This window comes from Janthinobacterium sp. AD80 (assembly GCF_002878455.1).
Lineage (GTDB): Bacteria > Pseudomonadota > Gammaproteobacteria > Burkholderiales > Burkholderiaceae_D > Janthinobacterium.
Window position 1 is genome coordinate 1 of record NZ_NRDQ01000084.1, and the last position, 16,759, is coordinate 16,759.

Here is a 16,759-nt window from a genome sequence, read left to right on the forward strand (position 1 = left end):
CTGCTGGAATTTCTCGGCGAAGTCCTGCGCCATGCCGGCTACGAAACGGTGCTGGCCAATTCGGCCGAGGTGGCGCTGCAGMCCCTGGCGCGGCGCCGCCTGGACCTGGCCTTTGCCAGCGTCGAGGCGCCGATTGCCGGGCGCATCGGCTCCGAGCTGGTGACGGAAGGCGCGCTCGTGGGCATGACGGATGCGGCGCCGATGGCGCGCATCCAGCAGATCGACAAAGTGTATGTCGACGTGCGCCAGCCGGCCGCCGCGCTGGCCGCGCTGCAAGCCTCGGGGACCGGCGGCGCCGACAAGCTGCCCGTCACCATCCTGGGCGCCGATGGCCAGCCGCACCCCGTCACGGGGCGCATCCTGTTCTCCGGCATCAGCATCGATGCCGGCACGGGCGACGCCACCATCCGCGTACTGGTCGACAACCCGCAGCGCCAGCTCTTGCCGGGCATGTTCGTGCGCGCCCGCATCGCCCGCGCCGTGCAGGAAAACGGCGTGCTGCTGCCGCAGCAAGCCGTCTTGCGCGGCAGCGATGGCCAGGCGCAGGCCTGGGTGCTCGATGCCCGGCACAAGGCCAGCCTGAAACCGATCAGCGTGGGCGATGTCGTCAACCACCAGTACGTGGTCAGCGGCGGCTTGCAGGCGGGCGACACCGTCGTCATCGAAGGCCAGGAACGTCTGCAGCCGGGCGCCAGCGCCGCGCCGCAGCCGTGGAAGCCGGCCGTCGTGGCAACGGCGGCTGCCGCCAAGGCCCGTTGATGCCCACCTTGAATATCTTGAAAGTTTAACGACATGCCTCAATTTTTCATCAACCGCCCCGTCTTTGCGTGGGTGGTGGCGGTCTTCATCGTCCTCTTCGGACTGATCGCCATACCGCAATTGCCGATTGCGCGCTTCCCTTCGGTGGCGCCGCCCAGCGTCAGCATCAGCGCCAATTATCCCGGCGCCACGCCGCAAACCATGAACGATTCCGTGGTCGGCCTGATCGAGCGCGAACTGTCCGGCGTCAAGCACCTGCTGTACTTCGAGTCGTCGACCGATACCTCGGGTTCGGCCTCGATCACCGTCACCTTCCAGCCCGGCACCAACCCGGAAATGGCGCAGGTGGACGTGCAGAACCGCCTGAAAGCCATCGAACCGCGCCTGCCGCAGGCCGTGCGGCAAAACGGCTTGACGGTGGAGTCGGCGTCGTCCGGCTTCCTGATGATCGTCAGCCTGATTTCCGACACCGGCCAGCACGATGAAGTGGCGCTGGGCGACTACCTGGCGCGCAATGTGACGGAAGAGCTGCGCCGCATTCCCGGCGTGGGCAAGGTGCAGCTGTTCGGTTCCGAACGGGCCATGCGCATCTGGGTCGATCCGGCCAAGCTGGTGTCGTACAACATCGCCATGGGCGAACTGACGGCGGCCGTGGCGCAGCAGAACGCGCAGATCGCGCCCGGCCGCCTGGGCGACTCGCCGGCCGTGGAAGGCCAGCGCGTGACCATCCCGCTGACGGTGCAGGGCCAGCTGCAAACGCCGGCCGAATTTGCCGCCATCGTGCTGCGCGCGAATGCGGACGGCTCGAAAGTGACCATCGGCGACGTGGCGAAGGTGTCGCTGGGCGCGCAAAGCTTCAATTTCAGCATCCGCGAAAACGGCCAGGCCGCGTCGGGCGCCGCCATCATGCTGTCGCCCGGCGCCAACGCCGTGCAGACGGCCAGCGCCGTGCGCGCGCGCATGGCCGAACTGGCGCACACCATGCCGGCCGGGATCAAGTATTCGGTGCCGTTCGATACGGCGCCGTTCGTCAAGATCTCGATTGAAAAGGTGATCGTCACCTTGCTCGAAGCGATGGTGCTGGTGTTCCTCGTCATGTATCTGTTCCTGCAAAAGATACGCTACACCCTGATACCCGCCATCGTCGCGCCGATCGCCCTGATGGGTACATTTACCGTGATGCTGCTGGCCGGCTATTCCGTCAACGTGCTGACCATGTTCGGCATGGTGCTGGCCATCGGCATCATTGTCGATGACGCCATCGTCGTGGTGGAGGCGGTGGAACGCCTGATGGCCACCGAAGGCCTGTCGCCGAAGGAAGCGACGTCCAAGGCGATGCGCGAAATCACCGGTGCCGTCGTCGGCATCACCCTGGTGCTGACGGCCGTGTTCATTCCGATGGCGCTGGCCAGCGGTTCCGTGGGCGCCATCTACCGCCAGTTCACCCTGGCCATGGCCGTGTCGATTTTGTTCTCGGCATTCCTCGCCTTGAGCCTGACGCCGGCCCTGTGCGCCACCATGTTGAAACCGATCGGTCCGCACGACCATGACAAGAAGGGTTTCTTCCTGTGGTTCGACCGCCAGTTTGAGCGCATGACGGCGCGCTACGAAAAAGGCGTGGTGGCGATGGTCAAACGCGCTGGGCGCTCGATGGTGCTGTATGGCGCCATCGTCGCCGCGCTGGGCGTCGCTTTCATGCAGCTGCCATCGGCCTTCTTGCCGGAAGAAGACCAGGGATATTTCATCACCTCGATCCAGCTGCCGTCCGACGCCACGATGGAGCGCACGCTCGATGTCGTCAAGCTGTACGAGCAGCACGTGGCGACGCGCCCCGGCATCGAAGTGAACCAGTCTATTCTTGGTTTCAGCTTTTCCGGCGCGGGACCGAACGCTGGCCTGGCCTTCACCATGCTGAAGGACTGGAAAGAGCGCAACGGCGCCACGGCGCAGGAAGAAGTGGCGCTGGCGCAGGCCGCCATGTCGCAGGCGAAGGAGGGCGTGATCATGAGTTTGATGCCGCCCGCCATCGATGAACTGGGCAACTCGTCCGGCTTTTCCCTGCGCCTGCAAGACCGCGCCAACCAGGGCATCGCTGCCTTGCAGGCGGCGCAGAACCAGCTGCTGGGCCTGGCCGCGCAAAGCGGCAAGGTGGCGGGCGTGTATCCGGACGGCTTGCCACCCGGCGCCAGCGTGCGCCTCGACATCGACCGCACCAAGGCCGAAGCGCTGGGCGTGTCGTTTACGGCCATTGCCGACATGCTGACGGCGGCCATGGGCTCGACCTATGTCAACGATTTCCCGAATGCCGGCCGCATGCAGCAGGTGATCATCCAGGCCGATGCGCCGTCGCGCATGCAGTTGAACGACGTGCTGGCCCTGCGCATCCGCAACAGCGCGGGCGGCATGGTGGCGCTGGGTGAACTGGTGCGCCCCGTGTGGAGCGAATCGCCGCTGCAGCTGGTGCGCTACCAGGGTTATCCTGCGGCGCGCATTTCGGGCAGCGCCGCACCGGGCGTTTCCAGTGGCGACGCCATGCTGGAAATGGAGCGCCTGGTGAAGCAGCTGCCTCCCGGTTTCGCGCTGGCGTGGACGGGCCAGTCGCTGCAGGAGAAGGAATCGGCTTCGCAAGCGCCCATGCTGATGGCGCTGTCGATGCTGGTGGTCTTCCTCGTGCTGGCGGCCCTGTATGAAAGCTGGTCGATTCCCGTGTCCGTGATGCTGGTCGTGCCTTTGGGCTTGCTGGGCGCCGTGCTGGCCGTGATGTTGCGCGGCATGCCGAACGACGTGTTTTTCAAGGTGGGCATGATCACCATCATTGGCTTGTCGGCGAAGAATGCCATTTTGATCGTCGAGTATGCGCGCCAGTTGCAGGCGCAAGGCAAGGGCTTGGTCGAGGCGACGGTGGAGGCGGCCCGCTTGCGCTTGCGTCCGATCCTGATGACGTCGCTGGCGTTCGCGCTGGGCGTGGTGCCGCTGATGCTGGCCACGGGCGCCAGCGCCGAGACGCAGCACGCGATCGGCACGGGCGTGTTCGGCGGCATGATCACCGCCACCGTGCTGGCCGTGTTTTTCGTGCCCGTGTTCTTTGTCGTGGTGCTGGGCGCCGTCGACAAGGCAAGCAGCTATTTCAAGAAAAGCAGTCAAGCCGCCGCGGTGAAAGCGGTGGAAGGAGAGTTGTAATGCGTTTATTCTTTATCACGCCCCTGGCCGCGCTGGCCTTGTCGGCGTGTTCATTGACACCGCCGCTGGTCAAGCCGGCGGCGCCTGTTCCTGCCGCGTATGCGGAGGTTTCCGCGCCAGGCATGGGCGGCACTGCTGCCGACCTGGGCTGGCGTCAGATGCTGCTCGATGCGCGCCTGCAGCGCCTGGTCGATATCGCCCTGGAAAACAACCGCGACTTGCGCGTGGCGGCCCTCAACGTGGAAGCCGTGCGGGCACAGTACCAGATCCAGGATGCGGGCCGTTATCCGGCCATCGGCGCCAATGCGGGCGGCGTGCGCCAGCGGGGCGCCGATGCGCTGACGCAGAACCAGTTCAGTGCCGGCATCGCCATGAGCGCCTTCGAGATCGACCTGTTCGGCCGCCTGCGCTCGCTGTCTGACGCGGCGTTTTCCCGTTACCTGGCCACGCAGCAGGGCCAGCGCGCCGCGCGCATGGCCCTGATCGGCGCCGTGGCCGACGCCTACCTGGAGCAGCGCCTGGCCGAGGAACAGCTGGCGCTGGCGCGGCAAACCCTGCTTGACTGGCGCCAGGCGCTGGTTCTGACGCAGCGTTTGCATGGCGCGCAGCAGGGCAGCGGCCTGGACGTGGCGCAAGCGCAAGGGCAGGCCGCCACGGCGGAAGCGGACGTGCAGGCGCGCGAGCGGGCCAGTCTACTTTCGCGCAACAACCTGGAATTGCTGCTCGGCGCGCCGCCGCCCGCCGATTTGCCCGCTGGCCGCGCGCTCGATGGACAGCCCGTGCTGACCCGGCTGCCGGCCGGCCTGCCGTCGGACTTGCTGGCGCGCCGGCCCGACATCCTGCAGGCGGAACATGCGCTGGTGGCGGCGAATGCGGAAATCGGTGCCGCGCGCGCCGCCTTCTTCCCGCGCCTGTCGCTGACGGCGTCGCTGGGTTTTGCCAGCCCGGAGCTCGGTGATTTGTTCCGCGGCGGCGCGCGCAGCTGGTCGTTCGCGCCGCAAGTGACGCAGCCGCTGTTCCAGGGCGGCCAGCTGCGCGCGGAGCTGCAACTGTCGCGCCTGCGCAAGGACGTGGCCGTGCTGCAGTACGAGCAGGCCATCCAGACGGCCTTCCGCGAAGTGAGCGACGGCCTGGCGGGCAGCGCCACGTACGGCCAGCAGATCGCTGCGCAAGAACGCGTGGTGACGGCGGCGCAGCAGCGCCAGCGCCTGTCGCAGCTGCGCTACGACGCGGGCCAGGACAGCCGCCTGGAATTGCTCGACGCGCAGCGCCAGTCGTATGCGGCGCAGCAAGCGCTGCTCGACGTGCGGCGCGACCAGTTCAAGTCGGCCGTGGCGCTGTACAAGGCGCTGGGGGGCGGGCTGGAAGAGTAGGGCTAGGCGGCGGGCCTTGGCGGCGCCAGTGCCAGCGACCACGGCTCCCGTCCCGGACGCAGGGCATACGCGACCAGGGTGCCGTTGCCGCTGGAATCGGCCAGCACGGCCGCCACGCCGTGGACGGGATCGCCGGACAGGGCACGCAAGTCGCAGTTTGGCATGCCCAGGCGGCTCCACCTTGGCTGGGTGCCCGAGTCCAGCATGCACAGCTGCCCCTCGCCATAGGCGAGGAAACCATCGTGGAAATTGCCCGTTACTATCTCGATGGCCAGCGGTGGCGGCGGCAGCGCCGTCCAGGCGTCGCCGCCGCGTGACAGCTTTGCTGCCGCGGCGTCGCCCACCGCCAGCATGCCATGCTGCCAGTCGCCGGCGATCAGCGTGGCCTTGCCGCGCAATGGCGGGGGCGGGGCGGCGCAGCGCTCCCATGCATTCCACTCACCATTGCCATTGGCCGACCTGTCCAGCCGGTACAGGCCGTGGCCATCGGCGGCCAGCAGCAGGTAGCCGTGATCGTGGTCGCCGGCCAGGCCGGCCATGCCGGTGCCGGCAGGCGGCCCCGCGACATCTTTTCAGCGCGCCTCCGGCTGGCCCAGGGCGGCGAGAAAACGGATGGCCGTGCCATGCACCAGCGTGGTGTAGCCCGCGCCATCGCCCAGCAGGCAGGCGAACGCCGTGTCGCCAGGCACGAAGCCAGGGGCCTTGGTGCAGTCCAGCCAGTACAAGTTCCGCTCGACCTGGGCCAGGCTGCGCAGCCTGCCATCGTCGCCCAGCAGGACGATGCCCTTGGCGGGACTGCCGGCGATGCGGATGTAGTTGCTCATGCGGGTATCCTTGTCGCGTATCGGTTTGCTGTATGGCTGCCATGCCAGAGGTCAGAGGCCAGAAGCCGGGACTGCCGTGGCGAACAGGCGCAGGTCATCTTTATCATGCCGTAAAAGCGCCGATCGGGCGGTTGCGTGCCAGGCTCCAGCCCGTCGTGTGCCTGGCGGCGGGCTTGCCGTCAGCCTGCTGCACGCTATGGCTCCAGAGAATTTCCGTAAAGCTCAGCTTGAACTGCTCCGTCGGCATGTCGTCGGCGTGGGTTTGCAGCTGGATTTCGCTGATCAGGGCATCGCGCAGCGAGATGGTGATGATGCTGGCCGCCCTGTCGCCCGAGTGGCGGGCGATGTACAGCCTGGTTGGCTGTTCCGCGCCGGTGCCCAGCGGCTTGGCCCGCAGGCACAGGTCGTACAAGTTGACCGAGCTGCGGTCGACATATTTGACGCAGGTAAATTCCGTGATCACGGGTCGCCCCGACGTGCGTGCCAGGTTGCTGACGTCCGTCGTCATTTGCTGCTTCATGCCCTGGTGTAGCGAGACCAGCTCGATGCATGGGCCGAGGTCCTGCAGGGCGCCGCCATCGCGCCAGCTGTTGTCGACAAGGCTGCCGCCGCTGCCGCCGCTGCCGCCGTCCGGCGTCTTGCCGAACACCAGTTCCCCGTTGCCGGGTTCCAGCAAGATCAAATCCATGGCGATGCTCCCTTCAAGTCAGTGTGTACGGGCCTTTTGCGCTACAGCTGGATGTGGCGCGGGCGTGGCACTTGCCAGCCCGCTTCGCCGTGGCTGTCGACAAAACAGATTTTCAGCTGCGCCATGCCTTGCGAGACAAAAAACACGCGGGCCGTGGCCTCTTGCCGGTCGCGGGTGATGTACCACACGGCGTCGCCCCGTGCCAGGCCCCGGCTGCTCACGCGGTGCACCAGCAAATCGGCATTGTCGCGTGGCACGATGGCCACCCGCACGTCGGCCTCTCCCATGGTCTCTGATTGAAATATGCGCGCCACTCGTTCATTTCCGCTTGTTGTCGTGCCTGCGACTATACACTGAAAAAGTTGCATAAACACAAGTATCAAAGATGCCGAAATAAATTTTTGCATGGCTGCATCCAAACGCGGGCATGGCGGGTAGTACAGGGGTGCGCTCGCCGCAAACGGCGGCATGAGCGTCACCTCCACTCACTCTTACAGGGGCCACGACCATGCCAACTTTGCCATCCTTGCCATTCGCCAAGCTGCTGCTTGTTTCCGCCATCGCCATGACCTTCACCGCCTGCGGCGGCGGCAGCGACCATGACGATGAAGTCGTCACGCCGCCGCCACCGCCGCCGCCCGTGGTGGTGGCCGGCGATGTCTTCGTCCTGACTACAAGCAACAAGCTGCTGTCGTTCGACCGCGCCACGCCGGCCACCATCCGTAGCACGGCCAGCGTGACGGGCTTGCAGGCCGGCGAAAACCTGCTGGGCATCGATTTCCGTCCCGCCGATGGCCAGCTGTATGGCGTCGGCAGCACGGGGCGCATCTATACCCTGAATGGCGTGACGGGCGTGGCCACCGTCAAAGCCACGCTGGCGGCCGATGCCAGCGATTCCACGGCGCCATACACGGCACTGGCCGGCACGGAATTCGGCGTCGATTTCAACCCGGTCGCCGACCGCCTGCGCATCGTCAGCAACACGGGCCAGAGCCTGCGCATCAATGTCGACACGGGTGCGACCACCACGGATGGCAATATCAACGGTGGCGCGGCCAATACGGCCATCACGGCGGCGGCCTACACCAACAGTTTTGCCGGCACGGCCAGCACCACCCTGTTCGTCATCGATGCGGCCAATGCCACCCTGTACACGCAAAATCCGCCAAATAACGGCACCCTGGCCAGCGCCGTGCCGCTGGGCGTGGCGGCCACCGGCGTGGCCGGCTTCGACATCGACGCGCGCACCAACACGGGCTACGCCGTCATGACGGTGGCCGGCGTGCGCAACCTGTACACGCTGAACCTGGCCGCGGCCACGGCACCGGCGACCCTGGTGGCGGCCATCGGCGTGACGGAGGAATTGCGCGGCATCGCCTTGAAAGGGCCGGGCGCGCCCGTCGCCTACGGCTTGACGGACGACGCCCGCATCGTCACGTTCAAGACGGCCACGCCGAATACCCTGGACGCCAACGTGGCCGTGACGGGCCTGGCGGCGGGCGAGCGCCTGCTGGGCTTTGACATCCGTCCGAAAGACGGCCTGCTGTACGGGGTATCGTCGACGGGGCGCATCGTCACCATCGATCCGGCCACTGGCGCCGCCACCGTCAAGGCGACGCTGGCCGCCGATGCGGCGGACGCCAGTGCGCCGTACACGGCCATTGCCGGCACGGCCTTTGGCGTCGATTTCAATCCCGTCGCCGACCGCCTGCGCGTGATCGGCAACACGGGGCAAAGCCTGCGCATCAATGTCGACACGGGCGCCACCACCACCGATGGCGCCGTCAACCGCGCCGGTGCAACGCCGACCGTCACGGCTGCCGCCTACAGCAACAGCTTTGCCGGCACCACGGCCACCATGCTGTTTGATATCGACACGGCCAGCGCGGCGCTCGCCCTGCAAAATCCGCCGAATGACGGCACCCTGGTGAATGTGGGTGCCCTGGGCGTGGCCGTGGCGGGCGATGTCGGCTTCGATATCGCCGGCGGCGCCAACGGTCTGGTCCTGGCGGCCCTGCGCACTTCCGCCACGGGTCCGAGCTCGCTGTACCGCATCGACCTGGCGACGGGCGCGGCGGTGCTGAGCGGTGGAGCGGCCGCGCCGGCGGCGTCCGCCATCGGCAACGGGACGGTGGGGCTGGTGGATATCGCCATCGCGCTCAAGTAAGGAAATGCGCCGCAGCTTTGCATTGATTCAATAATTCCAGTATTATGGAATTATTGTTGATATTCACAGGCTGCGGCGCATGGTGCGCGCGACGCCGCATTCACGGGCCTTTTCCTCATGCTGAGCGCTTTCCTGATCTTTCTCGCCACCTTAACCCTCGTCATCTGGCAGCCGCGCGGCCTGGGCATCGGCTGGAGCGCCGTCATCGGCGCCAGCGTGGCCTTGCTGGCCGGCGTGATCCACTGGACGGATATTCCCGTCGTCTGGCATATTGTGTGGAACGCCACCGGCACCTTCATCGCCGTGATCATCATCAGCCTGCTGCTGGACGCGGCAGGCTTCTTTGAATGGGCGGCGCTGCATGTGGCGCGCTGGGGCGGCGGCAGCGGCAGGAAACTGTTCGTGCTGCTGGTGCTGCTGGGCGCGCTCGTGTCTGCCGTGTTCGCCAATGATGGCGCGGCGCTGATACTGACGCCCATCGTCATCGCCATGCTGCGCGCCCTGAAATTTTCCCCCAGGGCCACGCTGGCCTATGTGATGGCGGCCGGCTTCATCGCCGACACGGCCAGCTTGCCGCTGGTGGTGTCGAACCTGGTGAATATCGTCTCGGCCGATTATTTCAAGATAGGCTTTGCCGAGTATGCCTCCGTGATGGCGCCCGTCAACGTGGTGGCCGTGCTGGCGACCCTGGCGGCCTTGCTGCTGTTTTTCCGCAAGGATATTCCAGCTGACTATGCGCTGGCGCAGCTCAAGCCGCCCGGCGCGGCCATCCGCGACCTGGCCACTTTCCGCGCCGGCTGGCTGGTGCTGGCGCTGCTGCTGGCGGGCTTTTTCTCGCAGGAGCACCTGGGCGTGCCCATCAGTCTGATTGCAGCCGTCGGCGCCGCGCTGCTGCTGGCCGTGGCCGGCAAGGGCCAGGTGATTTCCACGCGCCACGTGCTGCGCCATGCGCCGTGGCAGATCGTCGTCTTTTCGCTGGGCATGTACCTGGTTGTCTACGGCTTGCGCAACGCGGGCTTGACGGCCTACCTGACGGGCCTGCTGAATCAGGTCGCGCAGCACGGCGTGTGGGGCGCTGCCATGGGCACGGGCGTGCTGACGGCCTTGCTGTCTTCCGTGATGAACAACCTGCCGACCGTGCTCGTGGGCGCGCTGGCCATCGACCCGACGACGGCGCAGGGGGCCGTGCGCGAAGCCATGATCTATGCGAACGTCATCGGCAGCGACCTGGGACCGAAGATCACGCCCATCGGCAGCCTGGCCACCTTGTTGTGGCTGCATGTGCTCGACAGCAAGAACATCCACATTTCCTGGGGCTACTACTTCCGCGTCGGCATCGTGCTGACCGTGCCCGTGCTGCTGCTCACGCTGGCGGCGCTGGCGCTGCGCCTGGGGTGATGGCGAAGGGGAAGACAGCTTACTAGACGACCGGTCAGATTTTTTTGCTATACTGACCGCATGAGCAAAAAATCTACCGCCGACATGCGCCAGCACCTGATCGACATCGCCAAGGCCCTGATGGCCGAGAAGGGCTATACGGCCGTGGGGCTGGCCGAACTGGTGGCGGCGGCCGGCGTGCCGAAAGGCTCGTTCTACTATTACTTCAAGTCGAAAGAAGAGTTTGGCCAAGCCTTGCTCGACGATTACTTCAGCACCTATCTGCAGACGGTCGACGCCTTGCTGGGTGGCCCGGGCAATGCCCGCGAGCGCCTGCTGGCGTATTTTGACTACTGGAGCGCGACCCAGGCCGGCAGCGCGCCGGAAGGCAAATGCCTGGTGGTCAAGCTGGGCGCCGAAGTGTGCGACCTGTCCGTGGACATGGGCGCCGTGCTGCAGCAGGGCACGGGCGCCATCCTGGCCCGCCTGACGCAGTGCATCGAAGCGGGACACCTCGACGGTTCCTTGGCGGCGCAAACGCCGGCGCGCGTGCTGGCCGAATCGCTGTACCAGCTGTGGCTGGGCGCTTCTTTGATGGTCAAGGTCGCCAGAAGCGGCGGGCCGTTCGACGCCGCCATGTCGACCACGCAACGGCTGCTGGCATAGCCGTTTTTTTAACCCTAAACTAGACGACCGGTCAGTTATTTCCGGTTTTCTCACTGAACACGAAAGCAATACAATGAGCGAACAGCATGAAAACGATTTATTTTCTCCAGTCGGCCTCGGTGCGCTGGCCCTGGCCAACCGCATCGTCATGGCGCCGCTTACGCGCAGCCGCATGGGCGACGATGGCGTGCCGCACGCCTTGCACGCCGAGTACTACGCCCAGCGGGCCAGCGCCGGCCTGATCATCAGCGAAGCGACGAATATCTCGCCCCAGGCGCGCGGCTATGCCCTGACCCCCGGCATCTGGTCCGACGAGCAGGTGGCGGGCTGGAAGCTGGTGACCGATGCCGTGCATGCGGCGGGCGGCAAGATTGTCTGCCAGCTGTGGCATGTGGGGCGTTTTTCCCACGCCAGCCTGCAGCCCGGTGGCGCCGCGCCCGTCGCGCCTTCCGCCATCCAGGCCGAGGGCAGCACCTACACGGCCAGCGGCATGCAGCCCGTCTCGATGCCGCGCGCGCTGGAAACGCAGGAAATCGCCGGCATCGTGGCGCAGTACGCGCATGCCGCCGCATGCGCGCTGTGCGCTGGTTTCGATGGCGTCGAGGTGCATTCGGCCAACAGCTACCTGCTTGACCAGTTCCTGCGCGATTCCACCAACCGGCGCACGGATGCGTATGGCGGCAGTATTCAAAACCGCGCGCGCCTGACGTTGGAAGTAACGCAAGCCGTAGTGGACGTGTGGGGCGCAGCAAGGGTAGGCATCCGTTTGTCGCCCGTTACGCCCGACGCGGGCAATACGCCCGTCGACAGCGACGTGATGGCCACCTATGGCTATTTGATCGGACAGTTGAACCGCCATGGTCTGGCGTATCTGCACTTTGTCGAGGGCGCCACGGCCACTTCGCGCGACGTGCCGGACGGCGTCGACCTCGATGCGTTGCGCGCGCTGTTCGAGGGCCCCTATATCGGCAACAACCACTACGACTTGCCGCTGGCGCTGGCGCGCCGCGCGCAAGGCAAGGTCGATGCCGTGGCCTTCGGCCGCCCCTTCATCGCCAACCCGGACCTCGTGGCCCGCCTGCGTCATGGCGTGCCGCTGGCCGAGGCGCCGCGTGCGGCGTATTACGGCGGCGGCGCGCAAGGCTACACCGACTGGCCCGCCAGTCCGACCTGATTTTTTTCACCCACCCAAGGAGCGCAACATGAACACCACCACTTATGTGCAGGATTACCAGGCCATCGTCGCCGTCCTGAATCAATACAATGCGGGCGGGGCGCAGGCCGACAGCAGCGTCATGCGCCCGGCCTTCAGCAGCGAGGCAACGATTTTCGGCGTCGACGGCGAAGGCAAGCTGACGGGCGGGCCCATCGAAGGCCTGTTTGAAATCATCGACAGCGCCTTCCGGCCCTCGCCGCAGGCACAGGCGGCCATCGCGCGCATCGATATCGTCGGCACGGCGGCCAGTGCGCGCGTCGATACGGACGACATCTCGGGCTTCCGCTTCACGGACTTTTTCAATCTGCTCAAGGTGCAGGGCGAGTGGACCATCGTCAGCAAGATCTATCACACGCACGCGGGCGCCTGAGGCAGTGCATGGGCGCCCGATGCTGTATCGTGTGGCGTCCAATGCATGCGGGAGAAACAATGAAATTGATACTCATAGGCGCCACCGGCCTGGTGGGCCGCCATGTGCTGGCGCTGGCCCTGGCCGACGCGCGCGTCAGCGCCGTCGTCGCGCCGGCGCGCAAGGCCTTGCCGGCGCATGCCAAGCTGGAAGCGCCCGTCGTCGACTTCGACCGGCTGCCCGCGCAGGCGCCCTGGTGGCAGGCGGATGCCGTCATCTGCACCCTGGGCACGACCATGAAGGTGGCCGGCACGCGGCAAGTGTTCAGGCGGGTCGACCACGACTATCCGCTGGCCGTGGCGCGCCTGGCGCTGGCGGCCGGCACGCGCACGTATGTGCTCAATTCGGCCGCCGGCGCGAATGCGGCCTCGCGCATTTTTTACAACCGCGTCAAGGGCGAGCTGGAACGCGACCTGGAAGCGCTGGGCTTTGCCTCGCTCACGCATGTGCGCCCCGGCCTGATCGGCGGTGAACGCGACGAGGCGCGGGCGGGCGAGGGCGCCGCGCTGCGCGTCCTGCGCGTGCTGGGTCCCGTACTGCCGGCGCGCTGGCGCATCAATCCGGCGCCGCGCATCGCCAGCGCCTTGCTGGAGGCGGCGCTGGCCGCCGCGCCGGGCCGGCACGTGGTGACGTCCGAGCGCCTCTTGTGAGCGCACACCCCGTATAATTGCCTTCATCTAATGGCGAGTACCGACAATGCAGACAGTACGTGATTACCAGGACAGCGACCGCGACGCCTGCCTGGCCCTCTTCGATGGCAATACGCCGCGCTTTTTCGACACCTGGGAGCGCGCCCGCTTTGCCGCCTGGCTCGATGCATCGGTGCACCCCTATGTTGTCATCGAGCGCGTCACCGATGGCGGCGCGCGCATCGTCGCCTGCGGCGGCCACGCGATCGAGCCGGACGGCGTGACGGCCTGCCTGTGCTGGGGCATGGTGGCGCAGCACCTGCACGGCCAGGGGCTGGGCCAGGCGCTGACGCAGGCGCGCCTGGATGCCATCGCCGCCATGCCGCAGCTGACCAGCGTGACCATGAATACCAGCCAGCACACGCAGGGTTTCTATGCGCGCTTCGGCTTCGCCGCCGTGAAGGTGACGCCGGACGGCATCGGCCCCGGCCTCGACCAGTGGGACATGGTATTGCCATTGCCAGCACAAGGAATTGAATGACATCCATTGACAGCCATATCGCCGCCGTGCCCCTGGAAAAAGCCTACCGTTTGCTCAATCACGGTCCGTCCATCCTCGTCTCGGCGCGCCATGCGGGCGTGGACAACGTGATGGCCGCGGCCTGGGCCTGCGCCCTCGATTTCGCCCCGCCCAAATTGACCGTGGTGCTGGACAAGGCCACGCGCACGCGCGCGCTGGTCGAGGGCAGCGGCACGTTCGTCATCCAGGTGCCGACGGCGGCGCAATTGCAACTGACGCACGCGGTGGGCACGCACAGCCTCGACGCGCAGCCCGATAAACTGGCGCGCGCCGGCGTGCGGCTGTTTCAGATGGAAGGGTTTGACTTGCCGTTCGTGGCCGGGTGTTCCGCCTGGCTGGCTTGCCGGCTGCTGCCCGAGCCGCATAACCAGCAGGCGTACGATTTGTTCATCGGCGAAGTGACGGGCGCCTGGGCCGATACACGCGTGTTCCGTGACGGGCACTGGCATTTCGAGAATGCCGATCCGGCATGGCGCAGCCTGCACTACATCGCCGGCGGGCGTTTTTATGCGATCGGCGAAGCGCTCGACGCGGACAAATGATCAGTCGAGGGCGATGACCGTGTCGTTTGCGCCGGGAATGCAGCCGTCGGCGATGGCTTCCCAGCCCCGGTGCACCACCACCTGCTTGCCGTCGTGGCATATTTCCACGCGCGCGCTGGCGGGCAGGCGCTCGCGCGCGAACGCTTCCAGGCTGGCCGGCAGGCTCACCGCCAGCTGCATCGTGCCGATGGCGTCGCGCGGGTGGTCGTCCATGTGCACGAGCGGCACGAAAAGGGAGCCGAGCATCAGCCAGCGCGCGCCCACGTCGACGGGCGCTGGCGCATAGGGCGCGTCGCGCAGCCAGTCCTGGGCGCGGGCGCGCAAGTCGGCGCCGTCCGCCAGTTCGCCCCAGGCGGCGGCCATCAGTTCCACCACCCACTGGTTGCAATTCTGGTATTTCAAGCTGTAGGCATAGGCGTTGGCGCTGTAGCGTCCCGCCAGCAGGTGCTGCACGCGTGATGGATCGAGTAGGGCGCGGCGCAGGGCCGGCGTGGTTTCCGCGGGCAGTTTCACCAGCGAGATGTAGCCGAGCGCGGGGTTTTCCGTGCCCATGACGAAACCGGCCGTGCCCTGGTCGAAGATGCGCGGGCGGCCTTCATCGCAGGCGTAGTACAGCTGGCGCGCGGACCAGCCGTCGTCGCCAGCGTGGCGCCAGGCCAGGGCCGCATGCGAATAGCGGATGCCGAAGCGCGCCAGGTCCAGGCCCGAGCGGCTGATCAGGGCCACGCTGCCTTCGCTGGCGGCCAGCTCGTCGCGCACGACGGCGGCAAAGCGCAACAGACGGTCCTGCTGCGTGGCCGTGAGTTCCTGCGCGCGGTCGCAAAAGCGCGAGGAGGCCAGCGAGGTGCCAGCGTGGGCGGCGCCGCTACTGCCGGCAATGGCGCAGGCGCCCAGCAGCAGCGCCAGGCGGCGCGCGCTCAAGCGCGGGGTCAAGCAAGCAATCAAAGGCTGACGGGTCGCGTGGCCAGTTCGCCGTGCCAGTCATCGGCCAGCACCAGGAAGAAGGCGGCGCGCGTGTCGTTGCGCGAGAATTCAAGGCCGTAGGCACGGTTTTGCGCATGCACCATGTCGCCTTGCGCCAGCTGCTGCTTGTCCAGCGCCGCCTGCGGCAAGTCCAGCACGACGGGTGCCTGCGCGGCATCCGCCCGCAGGGTCAAGCGCGTCATGCCGTCGCGGCCCGGCACGGCTGCCACGTCGATAATGCGGTAAGGGCCGTTGGCCACCTTGTTGTCGCGCGAGGAGCTGTTGCTTGAACCCTTGAGCGAATCGGAAATGCTGCCGCTGGACTGGGAACCGGCGCTGGAGGCCGAGGAAACAAAGCTGTCGGCATTGGCGTTGCACGCCACGGTCAGAGCCGCGGCCAGGCCGAGCATGCGTAAGGAGGTAGTCAAGGCAGTTTTCCAGTCAACTGAGTGGCAATAACAAATGCATATGCAAAGTGCACGCCGGGACCATCCCGGCCTGCGCCATCATAGCAGATGGCCCGTCAGCTGAGGAGTACCGCGATCAGGCCTTTCGCCTCGGCCGAAGGTTGCTCGCGCAGCGCCTGCAGCACGGGGTCGCTGTCCAGGTAGGCTCGCAGCTGGCGGCTGATGGTGACGGGCGCCTGCGGCAGGGGCGAGGGTACGGGCGCCAGCGCCTTGGCCAGCAGCAAGGTGTCGCGCAAGCCTTCGGGCGGCAGCATGATGGTCGAACCGGGCAAGGCGTTGACGGCGTCGGCCACGGACGGCGGCACCCCCAGCTGCTGCATCAGTGCGCGGCCGATGACTTCCAGCGTGGGCGCCATCTGCGTTTCCAGCTGCGCGTACAGGCCCGGCGTCTTGTCGGCCTGGGCCAGCAGATAAAAGCCCGCCACTTCATGCACGATGCCCGCAAAGAGGGCCGTATCGGCATCCGCGTGGGTGACGGCACGGGCGATTTCGTGCGACAGCGCCGCCACGTGCACGGTGTGCGCCCACAGCTGGGTGGCCCTGGCGCGCAAGGCGGTGTCGCGGATGCCGGCATTGAGCTGGCGGATGACGGCCGCCGTCGCCAGCGAATACAGGTTGCGGTGGCCCAGGCGCTCGACGGCGGCGCGCACGCTGGTGACGGCGGGCGCCTGGCCGCGCGCGAACAGGGCCGAGTTGGCCATCGCCACGGCGCGCGCCGAGAGCGTGGGCTCGCACAACAGCAGGCGGCTGATGTCGGCCGAATGACAGTCGGGATTGGCCAGCTCCTTTTGCAGGAGCAGGGCGGTATTGATACTGGTGGGGAAGGCCAGGGTTTCCGTTTCGGCGCTGGCAAGGAGCTGCGCCAGGTTGCTGAGCGTGTTGACGTGCATGGATAGGGGCCGGGAAGATAGCGATGCCC

18 protein-coding genes are annotated in these 16,759 nt (G+C 66.7%); 11 read left to right on the top strand and 7 right to left on the bottom strand.

Annotated features, from left to right (window positions below; all coding sequences use genetic code 11):
- The 3 genes from JaAD80_RS16965 to JaAD80_RS16975 all read left to right on the top strand — a co-directional run.
- Nucleotides 1-759 (top strand): efflux RND transporter periplasmic adaptor subunit (locus JaAD80_RS16965; protein WP_146012413.1); only part of this gene is annotated, 759 nt, incomplete at its 5' end.
- A 33-nt stretch (nt 760-792) separates the two neighbouring features.
- On the top strand, nt 793-3,939 hold the full coding sequence (locus JaAD80_RS16970; RefSeq protein WP_102295708.1) for an efflux RND transporter permease subunit: 3,147 nt from the start codon (nt 793-795) through the stop codon (nt 3,937-3,939).
- Nucleotides 3,939-5,312: an efflux transporter outer membrane subunit gene (locus JaAD80_RS16975; protein ID WP_102295710.1), complete on the top strand. Its 1,374-nt coding sequence runs from the start codon at nt 3,939-3,941 to the stop codon at nt 5,310-5,312. Before JaAD80_RS16970 ends, JaAD80_RS16975 begins: the two co-directional genes overlap by 1 nt.
- 2 nt (nt 5,313-5,314) lie before the next feature.
- Here JaAD80_RS16975 and JaAD80_RS16980 read toward each other — a convergent pair whose 3' ends face one another.
- From JaAD80_RS16980 to JaAD80_RS16995, 4 genes are all read right to left on the bottom strand, one after another.
- Nucleotides 5,315-5,851 (bottom strand): hypothetical protein, encoded by a 537-nt coding sequence (locus tag JaAD80_RS16980; protein ID WP_102295711.1) that lies wholly within the window; start codon nt 5,849-5,851, stop codon nt 5,315-5,317.
- A 33-nt stretch (nt 5,852-5,884) separates the two neighbouring features.
- A complete protein-coding gene (locus tag JaAD80_RS16985) occupies nt 5,885-6,136 on the bottom strand; it encodes a hypothetical protein (protein ID WP_102295713.1) in 252 nt (83 codons plus the stop codon).
- Nucleotides 6,137-6,239: 103 nt separating this feature from the next.
- Nucleotides 6,240-6,824, bottom strand: a complete 585-nt coding sequence (locus tag JaAD80_RS16990; RefSeq protein ID WP_102295714.1) for a type VI secretion system tube protein Hcp — start codon at nt 6,822-6,824, stop codon at nt 6,240-6,242.
- 41 nt (nt 6,825-6,865) lie between these two features.
- Nucleotides 6,866-7,192, bottom strand: coding sequence for a DUF6150 family protein (locus JaAD80_RS16995; RefSeq protein ID WP_258003045.1), 327 nt, complete (start codon nt 7,190-7,192; stop codon nt 6,866-6,868).
- Nucleotides 7,193-7,332: 140 nt separating this feature from the next.
- Here JaAD80_RS16995 and JaAD80_RS17000 point away from each other — a divergent pair, with 140 nt between their 5' ends.
- The 8 genes from JaAD80_RS17000 (at nt 7,333) to JaAD80_RS17035 (ending at nt 14,410) form a co-directional block, all read left to right on the top strand.
- A complete protein-coding gene (locus JaAD80_RS17000) occupies nt 7,333-8,991 on the top strand; it encodes a DUF4394 domain-containing protein (RefSeq protein WP_258003041.1) in 1,659 nt (552 codons plus the stop codon).
- A 117-nt stretch (nt 8,992-9,108) separates the two neighbouring features.
- Nucleotides 9,109-10,389, top strand: coding sequence for an arsenic transporter (locus tag JaAD80_RS17005; RefSeq protein ID WP_102295718.1), 1,281 nt, complete (start codon nt 9,109-9,111; stop codon nt 10,387-10,389).
- Between the two features lie 60 nt (nt 10,390-10,449).
- Complete coding sequence (locus JaAD80_RS17010; protein WP_219726837.1) at nt 10,450-11,034, top strand: TetR/AcrR family transcriptional regulator; 585 nt, start codon at nt 10,450-10,452, stop codon at nt 11,032-11,034.
- Between the two features lie 73 nt (nt 11,035-11,107).
- The gene (locus JaAD80_RS17015; protein WP_102295720.1) at nt 11,108-12,208 is read left to right on the top strand and encodes an alkene reductase; all 1,101 of its coding nucleotides are present in this window, start codon (nt 11,108-11,110) and stop codon (nt 12,206-12,208) included.
- Between the two features lie 28 nt (nt 12,209-12,236).
- Nucleotides 12,237-12,620 carry a nuclear transport factor 2 family protein gene (locus JaAD80_RS17020; RefSeq protein WP_102295722.1) on the top strand — a complete coding sequence of 128 codons (384 nt, stop codon included), beginning with the start codon at nt 12,237-12,239 and terminating at the stop codon, nt 12,618-12,620.
- A 59-nt stretch (nt 12,621-12,679) separates the two neighbouring features.
- On the top strand, nt 12,680-13,309 hold the full coding sequence (locus JaAD80_RS17025) for an NAD(P)H-binding protein (protein ID WP_102295723.1): 630 nt from the start codon (nt 12,680-12,682) through the stop codon (nt 13,307-13,309).
- Nucleotides 13,310-13,355: 46 nt separating this feature from the next.
- Complete coding sequence (locus JaAD80_RS17030) at nt 13,356-13,829, top strand: GNAT family N-acetyltransferase (RefSeq protein WP_102295725.1); 474 nt, start codon at nt 13,356-13,358, stop codon at nt 13,827-13,829.
- A 5-nt stretch (nt 13,830-13,834) separates the two neighbouring features.
- Nucleotides 13,835-14,410, top strand: a complete 576-nt coding sequence (locus JaAD80_RS17035; protein ID WP_102295770.1) for a flavin reductase family protein — start codon at nt 13,835-13,837, stop codon at nt 14,408-14,410.
- Here JaAD80_RS17035 and JaAD80_RS17040 read toward each other — a convergent pair whose 3' ends face one another.
- From JaAD80_RS17040 to JaAD80_RS17050, 3 genes are all read right to left on the bottom strand, one after another.
- Entirely contained in the window at nt 14,411-15,331 is a 921-nt protein-coding gene (locus JaAD80_RS17040) for a DUF2145 domain-containing protein (protein WP_102295727.1), read from the bottom strand.
- 20 nt (nt 15,332-15,351) lie between these two features.
- Nucleotides 15,352-15,783 (bottom strand): hypothetical protein, encoded by a 432-nt coding sequence (locus JaAD80_RS17045; RefSeq protein ID WP_102295729.1) that lies wholly within the window; start codon nt 15,781-15,783, stop codon nt 15,352-15,354.
- Nucleotides 15,784-15,896: 113 nt separating this feature from the next.
- The gene (locus JaAD80_RS17050; RefSeq protein WP_258003042.1) at nt 15,897-16,730 is read right to left on the bottom strand and encodes an HDOD domain-containing protein; all 834 of its coding nucleotides are present in this window, start codon (nt 16,728-16,730) and stop codon (nt 15,897-15,899) included.
- Nucleotides 16,731-16,759: the final 29 nt, after the last annotated feature.